This is a genomic window from Marinobacter fuscus (assembly GCF_003007675.1).
GTDB classification, from domain to species: Bacteria; Pseudomonadota; Gammaproteobacteria; order Pseudomonadales; family Oleiphilaceae; genus Marinobacter; species Marinobacter fuscus.
Window position 1 is genome coordinate 41,440 of record NZ_PXNP01000030.1, and the last position, 9,414, is coordinate 50,853.

General features: G+C 53.3%; 14 protein-coding genes. 3 read left to right on the forward strand and 11 right to left on the reverse strand.

Annotated elements, in window-relative coordinates:
- Positions 1 to 4: 4 nt before the first annotated feature.
- Positions 5 to 487, reverse strand: a complete 483-nt coding sequence (locus C7H09_RS07755; RefSeq protein ID WP_106762032.1) for an FKBP-type peptidyl-prolyl cis-trans isomerase — start codon at positions 485 to 487, stop codon at positions 5 to 7.
- 98 nt (positions 488 to 585) lie between these two features.
- On the opposite strand from C7H09_RS07755, the gene C7H09_RS07760 reads away from it, so the two are divergent.
- Positions 586 to 1,188 (forward strand): DUF938 domain-containing protein, encoded by a 603-nt coding sequence (locus C7H09_RS07760; protein ID WP_106762014.1) that lies wholly within the window; start codon positions 586 to 588, stop codon positions 1,186 to 1,188.
- A 16-nt stretch (positions 1,189 to 1,204) separates the two neighbouring features.
- On the opposite strand, the gene C7H09_RS07765 is transcribed toward C7H09_RS07760, so the two are convergent.
- Together C7H09_RS07765 and C7H09_RS07770 are read right to left on the reverse strand one after the other, a co-directional pair.
- Positions 1,205 to 1,585, reverse strand: coding sequence for a ribbon-helix-helix domain-containing protein (locus C7H09_RS07765; RefSeq protein WP_106762015.1), 381 nt, complete (start codon positions 1,583 to 1,585; stop codon positions 1,205 to 1,207).
- Between the two features lie 52 nt (positions 1,586 to 1,637).
- Positions 1,638 to 2,204, reverse strand: a complete 567-nt coding sequence (locus tag C7H09_RS07770; protein ID WP_106762016.1) for a DJ-1/PfpI family protein — start codon at positions 2,202 to 2,204, stop codon at positions 1,638 to 1,640.
- A 387-nt stretch (positions 2,205 to 2,591) separates the two neighbouring features.
- Here C7H09_RS07770 and C7H09_RS19855 point away from each other — a divergent pair, with 387 nt between their 5' ends.
- Entirely contained in the window at positions 2,592 to 2,765 is a 174-nt protein-coding gene (locus C7H09_RS19855; RefSeq protein WP_165794803.1) for a hypothetical protein, read from the forward strand.
- 130 nt (positions 2,766 to 2,895) lie between these two features.
- Here the strand turns inward: C7H09_RS19855 and C7H09_RS07775 are convergent, their stop codons facing one another.
- Genes C7H09_RS07775 through C7H09_RS07785 form a run of 3 tightly spaced genes read right to left on the reverse strand, consistent with a single transcriptional unit; the run spans position 2,896 to position 5,464 of the window.
- Entirely contained in the window at positions 2,896 to 3,405 is a 510-nt protein-coding gene (locus tag C7H09_RS07775) for a flavin reductase family protein (protein ID WP_106762017.1), read from the reverse strand.
- 4 nt (positions 3,406 to 3,409) lie between these two features.
- Positions 3,410 to 4,441: a methionine synthase gene (locus C7H09_RS07780; RefSeq protein ID WP_106762018.1), complete on the reverse strand. Its 1,032-nt coding sequence runs from the start codon at positions 4,439 to 4,441 to the stop codon at positions 3,410 to 3,412.
- A gap of 27 nt (positions 4,442 to 4,468) precedes the next feature.
- The gene (locus C7H09_RS07785; RefSeq protein ID WP_106762019.1) at positions 4,469 to 5,464 is read right to left on the reverse strand and encodes a DUF1852 domain-containing protein; all 996 of its coding nucleotides are present in this window, start codon (positions 5,462 to 5,464) and stop codon (positions 4,469 to 4,471) included.
- Positions 5,465 to 5,759: 295 nt separating this feature from the next.
- Between C7H09_RS07785 and C7H09_RS07790 the strand changes: the two genes are divergently transcribed.
- Positions 5,760 to 6,203: a DUF3010 family protein gene (locus C7H09_RS07790; RefSeq protein WP_106762020.1), complete on the forward strand. Its 444-nt coding sequence runs from the start codon at positions 5,760 to 5,762 to the stop codon at positions 6,201 to 6,203.
- Here the strand turns inward: C7H09_RS07790 and C7H09_RS07795 are convergent.
- The 5 genes from C7H09_RS07795 to mntA form a co-directional block, all read right to left on the reverse strand.
- Positions 6,200 to 6,424: a cation:dicarboxylate symporter family transporter gene (locus C7H09_RS07795; RefSeq protein WP_240616532.1), complete on the reverse strand. Its 225-nt coding sequence runs from the start codon at positions 6,422 to 6,424 to the stop codon at positions 6,200 to 6,202. The genes C7H09_RS07790 and C7H09_RS07795 overlap by 4 nt on opposite strands.
- A 404-nt stretch (positions 6,425 to 6,828) precedes the next feature.
- Complete coding sequence (locus C7H09_RS07800) at positions 6,829 to 7,176, reverse strand: carboxymuconolactone decarboxylase family protein (RefSeq protein WP_106762021.1); 348 nt, start codon at positions 7,174 to 7,176, stop codon at positions 6,829 to 6,831.
- Positions 7,177 to 7,335: 159 nt separating this feature from the next.
- Positions 7,336 to 7,668: a hypothetical protein gene (locus tag C7H09_RS07805; RefSeq protein ID WP_106762022.1), complete on the reverse strand. Its 333-nt coding sequence runs from the start codon at positions 7,666 to 7,668 to the stop codon at positions 7,336 to 7,338.
- A gap of 457 nt (positions 7,669 to 8,125) precedes the next feature.
- Complete coding sequence (gene hepT, locus C7H09_RS07810; RefSeq protein WP_106762023.1) at positions 8,126 to 8,542, reverse strand: type VII toxin-antitoxin system HepT family RNase toxin; 417 nt, start codon at positions 8,540 to 8,542, stop codon at positions 8,126 to 8,128.
- Positions 8,524 to 8,937, reverse strand: a complete 414-nt coding sequence (mntA, locus tag C7H09_RS07815) for a type VII toxin-antitoxin system MntA family adenylyltransferase antitoxin (protein WP_106762024.1) — start codon at positions 8,935 to 8,937, stop codon at positions 8,524 to 8,526. The genes hepT and mntA overlap by 19 nt, the downstream gene beginning before the upstream one ends.
- Between the last annotated feature and the right edge of the window lie 477 nt (positions 8,938 to 9,414).

The window sequence follows — 9,414 nt, forward strand, 5'->3', positions numbered from 1 at the left end:
AGAATCAATGATGATGCCCACCCGGCCCGTGCACATGGCCATGGGCGATCTCATCGGCATCTGCGGCGCGCACGTCCATAATTTCAATGTCGAAGGTCAGGGTTTTGCCCGCCATCGGATGGTTGGTGTCTACATCGGCAAACTTGTGCCCGACCTTGGCCACCATTACATGGCGCGGGCCCTGCTCGGTTTGCACCTGAGCGATCATGCCCGGCTTCCAGCGCTTGGCGCCCACCAGATGCTTGATGGGGACACGCTGAATCGCATCAGGCTTGCGGGCACCGTAGGCTTTATCCGGAGTGACGGTAATACTGAAGGTGTCGCCTGCCTCGCGGCCTTCCAGCGCCTCTTCCAGGCCCCGGATAATACCGCCGTGGCCATGCAGGTAGGCGTTCGGTTCGCCACCCCGGGAGTTTTCTACTTCATTGCCCTGTTCATCACGCACGCTGTAATGAAACAAGACCACCTGATTCTTTTCGATTGGCATTTTGGCAATCTCTTTGCTGATAAATGGGCGTCCATTGTAACTGGCCCGCGGCCAAAACACCGATCTATGGTACCGTTCCAAAAAAGGAGAAGCACTCTATGAGCCCAGAGTTACCTTATTCCCAGGCCTGTGAAAATAACAAAGGCCCGATTCTGGAACATCTGCAACGTATCTTTACGGAACCCGGCACCGTGCTGGAAATAGGAACAGGTACCGGCCAGCATGCGGAGCATTTCGCCGCCGCTCTGCCCCACCTACAATGGCAACCCACAGACCACCCCGCAGCTGCACATCTGGCAAATTCCCGGCTAGAGCAAGCAGCTTTACCCAACATCCTTCCCATGCTTCAACTGGACGTCGCTGAGAATCCCTGGCCCGCCTGCGACTTCCGCTGGGCTTTTTCAGCGAACACCGCGCATATCATGGCGTGGGAAGAGGTAGGGCTGATGTTTCAGGGAATCGGCGCCCAGCTTCCACAGGAAGGCGCCTTTTGTCTTTATGGCCCCTTTAAGCATCGCGGCGAATTCACCAGTGAAAGTAACCGGGCTTTTGACCAGTCCCTGAAATCCCGGGCGCCACACATGGGCATCCGGGATATAGAGACACTGTCAGAACTCGCGATAAAACAAGGCCTGGCGCTGAAGGAAAACCATTGCTTGCCAGCAAACAATGAACTTTTGGTATTCGTTCGCACCAACTAACGCGCCAAAAAAACGCTCAATGTTGTACCTTGCTGACGATTTTCAGCGGAGCTGGCTTTCGGGATTCTGAAGCCAGAATGCGATCTGCGTCCAGCGACGCAATTGACACTCGGTTATCCGCTGGCACATCTCCGCTGAGCTGAAGCTCAAGATAACGAAGGGCGCAAACCCGGAGAAAAGAGGTGAAATTGCCGAGGTCGTGCCCGGCATCTATGGATTCATGATAGAGCCGCGTAATCATTTGCGGCAGGTTCATACCATCACGTTCCGCCAGCTCGGCCAACGCCTGCCAGAACGCGTTTTCCATACGGACACTGGTAACCATACCATCGATACGCAGGGAGTGGGTTTTGCTGACCCAAAGCTCGGGATCGGCATTGATAAAGAGCTTGCACATAGAGGCCTCCCTGACACACTTTTGGGGCCAGCCTGCCAGCCCCGCCGAAGCATTAACCCAGCAACTTGAAGAACTGCGCTAACCACGCCGGGTGCGCCGGCCATGCCGGAGCCGTTACCAGATTAGCATCGGTTACCGCCTGATCAACCTCGATGCCTGCAAAGATTCCCCCTGCCAACTCTACTTCCGGCTGGCAAGCAGGATAAGCGGAACACTTGCGCCCCTTCAGCACACCTGCGGCTGCCAAAAGCTGAGCCCCGTGGCAGATGGCCGCTACCGGCTTATCGGCTTCAAAGAAGTGACGAACCATGGCCTTCACCTCCGGGTTAAGACGCAGATACTCCGGTGCCCGACCGCCCGGAACTACCAGCGCATCGTAATCCGCCGGATTCAGCCCGTCGAAGGTAGCGTTCAGGGCGAATCGGTGGCCCGGCTTTTCCGTGTATGTCTGATCGCCTTCAAAATCATGAATCGCGGTGGCTACGGTGTCACCCGACTTTTTGCCCGGACAGACCGCATGAACCGTATGGCCCACCGCTTGTAGTGCCTGAAAGGGCACCATGGTTTCATAGTCTTCGGTAAAATCACCGGTAATCATCAATACCTTCTTACCACTCATAACCATCTCCTTGTACTTGTTTTGTAGCGATTGGAAACAGTAGCAATAGTCGGGATCATTTGGGTATTAAAGGGCTACTACAAATCCACCAGCAGTCGCCGAGTTAATTGGCGCAACGCCTGTTTCGGATAAATTATTGTGGTAGGTGCAATGAGCGCATCCTACTACATCGGAGCAGTAGCAGGTAGTATTGCAGTGGCGTCAGGCAGGTCACTTTCATGTGGCTCACGGATGAGTGATTTATTAGTCTTTATGTCGAAAAACCCAACTTTGAAATTCAAAGGCTGGCACGAATTCTACATCCTTAATTCTGAGGTTATCGATAGAGGCTCACCTGCAAGAAAAATGTTCTATGCAAAGTCTATCTCGAAACAGAAGGTCGCCTAAATGAAAAACATTGGCTTTCTTCTGTTAGCGTCTGCTTGTGCAGCGATCGCTCATTTGTTTTTCAATATTGCAGGCGAGTGGGCAGCAAGCATTTTATTACTAATCGCACTATACGGGCTGATCCGCAATCAAAAGCCGTCAAAATTTGGAAAAAACGGGCAAGGACAAGATTAAACCGTCGTTTGCCAAGGTAGCGGGTACCTGCCAACTTATCTGCAGGTGCCCCCGGGGCAGTTACCTGACAATGCACATTCAACATGCATGCCCTCAGTCAACCCCATGAATGAAATTCCAGATAACCCAATTAAATCGCACCCTGCTCCACCAGGTTGCAATATTGCCCCCGGAAATACAGCAACGGCTTAGTGGCAGTGCGCGCCTGGGCGTTCAGAGCTTTCACCTCACCAATCACAATCAAATGATCACCAGCGGCGTGTTCCGCGTGGATTTCGCAATCCAGCCAGTGCAGACTCCCCGCAATCACTGGATTGCCCAGTGGTGATGTGTGCCAGTCTGTTCCCAGCCACTTGTCTTCACCTTGCCGGGCGAACCGGTTAGACACCGCTACCTGCTCACCAGACAGGATATTCACCGCAAACCGACCGGCGCGGCGGATTTTGGGGTAGCTGTAGGAGTTGGCCATGACACTAAACGACACCAGCGGTGGCTTGGTCGAAACGCTATAGAACGACTGGCAGGTAAAGCCAATCGGTTCGTCATCGACCTGCGAGGTAATCACCGTAATCCCGGAGGCATAATGGCCCAGCGCCTCGCGAAAACGAAGCGGCTCAATGGCCGTAGCGGCGCAAGACATGGCATCAGGCTCCCGTCAGTTCACGCCGGACAATATCAGCACCTGCACTCAATGCACTGAGCTTGCCCCTGGCCACCTGGCGGGAGAGCGGCGCCATGCCACAGTTAGTGCACGGATACAGCTGGTCGGCATCAACAAACTGCAGTGCTTTACGCAGGGTATCCGCCACTTGCTCGGGTGTTTCGATACAGTTGGTTGCCACATCAATGGCACCCACCATGACCTTTTTGCCGCGAATCAGCTCCAGCAACTCGATGGGCACCCGGGAGTTCTGGCATTCCAGCGAGATCAGATCAAGGTTGGAGCGTTGCAGCCGGGGAAAGACTTCTTCGTACTGCCGCCATTCCGAGCCCAGGGTCTTTTTCCAGTCGGTATTGGCCTTGATGCCATAGCCATAGCAAATGTGTACGGCGGTCTCACATTTCAGCCCTTCAATGGCTTTTTCCAGCGCGGCGATCCCCCAGTCGTTCACCTCGTCAAAAAACACGTTAAAGGCCGGTTCATCAAACTGGATGATATCAACACCGGCCGCTTCCAATTCCTTTGCTTCCTGGTTAAGGATCTTCGCAAACTCCCAGGCGAGCTTTTCACGGCTTTGATAATGGGCATCGTACAGCGTGTCGATCATAGTCATGGGGCCTGGCAGGGCCCACTTGATCGGCTGGCCGGTTTGCGAACGCAGAAACCGGGCATCCTCAACAAAGACCGGCTTTTGACGGCTGACGGCACCAACCACCGTTGGCACGCTGGCGTCGTAACGATTGCGAATCCGAACCGTCTCGCGCTTCTCGAAATCCACACCATCCAGGTGCTCGATGAAAGTGGTCACGAAATGCTGGCGGGTCTGCTCGCCATCGCTGACAATATCAATCCCGGCCCGCTGCTGTTCCTGCAGAGACACCCGCAAGGCATCCTGTTTACCTTCAATCAATTCCTCGCCTTGCAGTTTCCAGGGCGACCAGAGTGTCTCCGGCTCCGCAAGCCAGGACGGTTTGGGCAGACTGCCTGCGGAAGATGTGGGCAACAATGTTTTCACGATGAATAGCCTTTTGCTTATATTGAATTAAACCGCGGAATCCGCAACGTAGTTAGCCGACCATTGCTCAAGCAGCTGGCGATAGGGCTTGATGAAGTAAGTCTCGGCAAACTTCCCCTGGGCAACCGCCAACTGGCTACGCTCCTCACGGTCATAAACAATATTCGTGGGGGAATGATCCGGATTCTTGAGATTCGGCTGATACTGGTCTCCAGCGGGCTGGTGAGCGTTATAAATCTCCGGGCGATAGATTTTCTGGAAGGTTTCCATGGTGCTGATGGTGCTGATCAACTCCAGGCTGGTGTAGTCATTCAGCAAATCGCCAAAGAAATAGAACGCCAGGGGCGCCACACTGTTTGCAGGCATGAAATAACGCACCTGAAGGCCCATTTTCCGGAAATAGCTTTCGGTCAACGAAGACTCGTTGGGCTGGTATTCCACACCCAGCACCGGGTGTTCATTGTCGGTGCGGTGGTAGATTTTGCTGTCGGACACGCTGAGGCAGATCACCGGCAGTTTGGCAAAGTTTCGGGCGTAGGCAGCCGAATTCACAAAGTAGCTGAAGAGCTTGCCGTGCAGATCGCCAAACTTCTCTGGCACGCTGAATGCCGAGCGGTTCCTGTTGTGCTCCAGTAACCACACGCTGAAATCGTAATCCCGCACGTAGGACGAAAAATTATTCCCCACAAGGCCGTCAATGCGCTGGTTGGTCTGGGTGTCCACAATGTTGGTTTTAAGCATTTCAATGGCCGGGAAGCTGGCGCCTTCATCACCTTCTCCCACCTTCATATCCACAGACACGATTTCCAGTTCAACCGAGTACCGATCACCCTTGGGATTATCCCAATGGGCCAGAGCGTTAAACCGGTCGTCAATCATCTGCAAGGCATTGCGCAGGTTCGCGCGGCGATTTTCCCCGCGAGCCAGGTTAGCGAAATTGGTGGTCAGGCGAGTGTTGTCTGCTGGCTGATAGTCTTCATCAAAGCTGATGCGCTTTATCGCAAAGGTAAATTCGGTGTTCATGGCAATCCGTTATCCTGGTGCGTCTGTTAAAACCTGCAGGCATTCTAAGAAAGCCAAGCCATGAACAAAAATGATATAAAATCATAAATCCATGAATATTGCTCACCAACAGAACATTCAACGATCAGAGCCTGGTTAGAGCTGGCTTCATTGCCCGCCCAGTTCGCTGGGTACTGCAGGAGGCTGAAAGCCAGCGACCGTGATACCATCGCGGCCCTGCCACCACCATGGTGGTGGCAGCATCATATTCAGAGGCGCGACGGCAAAATCCGCCGAAGTACACAGGGTAAGGGCTATGATTATTTGTGGAGTAGAGTTAACCGGCAGCGATGCAGTGGTGTGTTTGCTGAATATGGACAGGGGCCAGTTCAACCTCCCGGACTGCAAGGTTCGCAAACTGTCACTGCCGAAAAACCACAGCCGAGAAGACTTGCTGAAGTTTCAGGCTGCTTTTGCCGATCTGATGGCGGAATACGGTGTAGGCGGCATCGCGATCAAGGAGCGGATGCAGAAAGGCAAGTTTGCCGGAGGCGCCGTCAGCTTTAAAATGGAAGCGGCCATTCAACTGATCGACAACGACGAGCTCAGCGTTTCCCTGGTGCCTCCGGCGCAGATCAAGTCGACCCTGGCGTCCAACCCGCTGCCGGTGGATTTCGCCGAGACCGGGCTGAAAGCCTTTCAGGAAGCCGCCTTTATCACCGCCTACGTAGCACAACTGAACAGCAGCAAAGGCGCCTAATACACCTGCTGTTCGGCAACCTCCGTGCTGTCTTCCGCCACGTCGTGTTTTTTCTCAGATTCCCGGAGTTTAAGCAGCGCGATGCCGAACACCCGCGCGGTGAAAATAATCCCGAGCAGATTCGGCTCTGCAAATGCTCCGACAATATTGGTGGGCACGATACTCAGTAACACCTGAACAAACCCCGGGGTCTCCGGAACCTTTACGGTTTCAGAAGACACGAGTTAATGAGCAGTCTATCCAGTACGTCAAAGCCGGGGATTCTGGTCAGCATCGGCCTGTGAGTAAACCGGTAGTGCCACGTAGGTTACTCACAAAACTTGTGGATAACTGTGTTGGGAACCTCGGATTAACCTGCTGGAAGCCCCGTGGCACAAGGGTTTTCGACAGTTGGTGCAAAAATAGGCTATACGGACGTGATATATGGATATAAAACATTAATCTCAGAAAGCATAAAAAAGCGGGTACAGAAACGGAGATCACACCGGGGATGATCAACAGCCTGCCCAGTTACTCACAGAAGCTGTGGATAACGTTGTTGGGAAGCCATGACTAACTAGCCGAAAGCCCCATACTGCAAGGGCTCACAGCAATTGATGCAAAAATGGACGATGGGTACCCGCACCTACGACATCTGTTCTTCAAACTGGCTCAATGCCTGCAATGCCTCCGTGCCATAAACGACAGAGGGGCCGCCGCCCATCAGAATAGCCACAGAGACCGTTTCTGCAATTTCATCCCGCGTAGCGCCAGCCTCCAATGCATCATGAACGTGAAACGCAATGCAGCCGTCGCATCGGACCGTAATCGCAATACCCAACGCAATCAATTCTTTGGTTTTGCTATCAAGCGCCCCGGGCTTGGTGCTGGCCTCGTGAAGTGCAGAAAATCCTTTCATAACGTCGGGAATTTCCATACCCAACTTGTCCATCCATACCTTGAGTTCCTCAAAGCTTTCGGGAAAGTTTTTCATAGAAGCCTCCTGAATGGCTGAAACCGACCCTCGCCTTTTTTAAAAATAGCACAAGCCAGCTCAGCCAGGGCCCGCGACCACCTAACCGTTTTATGCGCTCGGGCCACCAAATCCATACAGGTTCAAACCCGCGTAACAACATTGGCGGATTCTCGTGTTTCAGCAGTTACCCTTTTTCGCCTGACCCGGCGGGCAGAAATGGCCACGAGACTTGCGGTAAGAACGGCGATCATCATCGTCATTGCGACGGCGGTCATAATCATAATCGCGATCGTAATTGCGATGGTCTTTGGTCGTAATAGCCGTTCCCGCTGCGGCACCAACGGCACCGCCGAGAATCGCACCATCTCTTCCACCGACCTCGTTGCCAATGGCGGCCCCGAGTGCGCCGCCAATACCACCACCCAGCGCGGCGGCGGCGGTGTCATCCGCAACGGCGCCCAGTGAGGTGACGGTCAGAGATAAAAAAACCAGCAGTGGCTTCATGTTCATGATGTAAATCCCATAATTCAGGTGGTCTGACCTGCCCTGTACCGCAGGCCGGAGAGCATATTCTCCTTCCCCCCCCGGGCACTTGTCAGCTTTTAACCATTTGAGAATATCAGAATCACACGACAAGCCACCTCTTACAGTTCCTTTATACTTCAATAGGTTAAAAGTGTTTAACAGAGACTGACCGCACCTCTGTATCGGGATGCCTGGTGAAATCAGAAGCCATGGTTCTCACGTGGGTAGGCGATATTTCGAGTGGATCAGAAAACGTTCATATGTGGGGGGGGCAACGGGAAACTTACGCACAAAACCTGTGGATAACTGTGTTGGGAACTTCGGGTTAACTAGCTATAAGCCCCATGCCACGGGGGCTCAGGAAAGTTGATGCAAAAATGGACGATGCGCGGAGACTTGCAGCAGAAAAAAACCTGGCGAACGCCGGTTCTGATTTCCTCGTTTACGCCATCAAATCCGAAAACACTCTGGCAAACGCACGAAAATCGCCAAGATGTTTACTGCAAATGGCATACACAATCTCCCAGTTCACATCGTCATAATTGTGAACCATCACATTCCGGAATCCGACAGACTTCCGCATGCGAGCTGCCAGTTCAGGGTCGATAATGCCCGACTGCGCCAGCGCTTCAAATGCCTGCCCCATGGTTTTTGGTGCTGTCGCTTCAGTGTGCTCGGCAAGCCAATGGGAGGCAATGTCGACACACATCTGTACCGCTCGGGTGAGGTTCAGCGAAATGATGTCTTGGGCATCCAGATCAACCAGCAGAGTATCCAGGTCTTCCGGTAGGCGGGATTCCACACGCTGAATGCAGCGCCGGAGGGACTCCAGTTTCTGTGCTACGAGTTGTTCATCCATGCGTTGCGTCGACCTTCGAGGATACGTTTCTGGTAAGGGACAAAGTCTTCGTTTTCCATAATATTACGATAAATCAGATCACCCCATTGGTGGCGTGTGCCAACAACCTGTATGCCGGTGCTGACTATCTGGTGCAGCAGAGGCTGCCCGGCCGTGCGCAAGTCCACCAAGTCCACAGGGCGATTGAAGGCCAAAGCAATGGCTTCGGTTAAAGCAATACGCTCATCCGCACCAAGCTCTTTGTCCGCCTGAACGGCAACATCGATATCGCTGTCTGGCCGGGCCGTTCCCCGAGCCATGGAGCCAAAGAGCGCCGCAACCCGTATATGCGGAAAACCGGCCAGTAACTCGCTGAGCTTCTCGATATCAGGATGTTTGGGTAGATCAGGAGCCATGGTTTTTGCCTGGAATGTTTAAGCTCCGAGTGTATCAGAAAGCGTTCAGGCGGTCGGGCTAACAAAGAAACTTTACCCACAAAAGCTGTGGATAACTGTGTTAGAAACCTCGGGTTAACTAGGCAACACCTTTGCGCCACGGGGGCTCAGGAAAGCTGATGCAAAAACGGACGATAGCTATGAATCTGCCATAAACAGGGCGCCGAAACTCAATAGGAAACCATAGAGACCATCCACCTGCCATAGCGTTCTCTGATCATCAAATGAATAGATTCAGCCTAGGAGTCTGCGCGGCAGAAGTGTTTTGAGCAAGTGCCTCCGCCGCGCCGAATCACGGTTGTGCCCGAGAGTATATGCGCAGTATCCAACCGGATAGAGTCACGATTTTCTATTCAGGCAATCAAGACGGTTATAGACAAGTTCACAACCGTAGCCCGACCACTCAGCACGGCCCGGCACGCCGCCTCAGGTCGCCTA

Coding starts and splice junctions, on each gene's coding strand:
- C7H09_RS07755 (WP_106762032.1), bottom strand. CDS start 487: ATGCCAATCGAAAAGAATCAGGTGGTCTTGTTTCATTACAGCGTGCGT.
- C7H09_RS07760 (WP_106762014.1), top strand. CDS start 586: ATGAGCCCAGAGTTACCTTATTCCCAGGCCTGTGAAAATAACAAAGGC.
- C7H09_RS07765 (WP_106762015.1), bottom strand. CDS start 1,585: ATGTGCAAGCTCTTTATCAATGCCGATCCCGAGCTTTGGGTCAGCAAA.
- C7H09_RS07770 (WP_106762016.1), bottom strand. CDS start 2,204: ATGAGTGGTAAGAAGGTATTGATGATTACCGGTGATTTTACCGAAGAC.
- C7H09_RS19855 (WP_165794803.1), top strand. CDS start 2,592: ATGAAAAACATTGGCTTTCTTCTGTTAGCGTCTGCTTGTGCAGCGATC.
- C7H09_RS07775 (WP_106762017.1), bottom strand. CDS start 3,405: ATGTCTTGCGCCGCTACGGCCATTGAGCCGCTTCGTTTTCGCGAGGCG.
- C7H09_RS07785 (WP_106762019.1), bottom strand. CDS start 5,464: ATGAACACCGAATTTACCTTTGCGATAAAGCGCATCAGCTTTGATGAA.
- C7H09_RS07790 (WP_106762020.1), top strand. CDS start 5,760: ATGATTATTTGTGGAGTAGAGTTAACCGGCAGCGATGCAGTGGTGTGT.
- C7H09_RS07800 (WP_106762021.1), bottom strand. CDS start 7,176: ATGAAAAACTTTCCCGAAAGCTTTGAGGAACTCAAGGTATGGATGGAC.
- C7H09_RS07805 (WP_106762022.1), bottom strand. CDS start 7,668: ATGAACATGAAGCCACTGCTGGTTTTTTTATCTCTGACCGTCACCTCA.
- hepT (WP_106762023.1), bottom strand. CDS start 8,542: ATGGATGAACAACTCGTAGCACAGAAACTGGAGTCCCTCCGGCGCTGC.
- mntA (WP_106762024.1), bottom strand. CDS start 8,937: ATGGCTCCTGATCTACCCAAACATCCTGATATCGAGAAGCTCAGCGAG.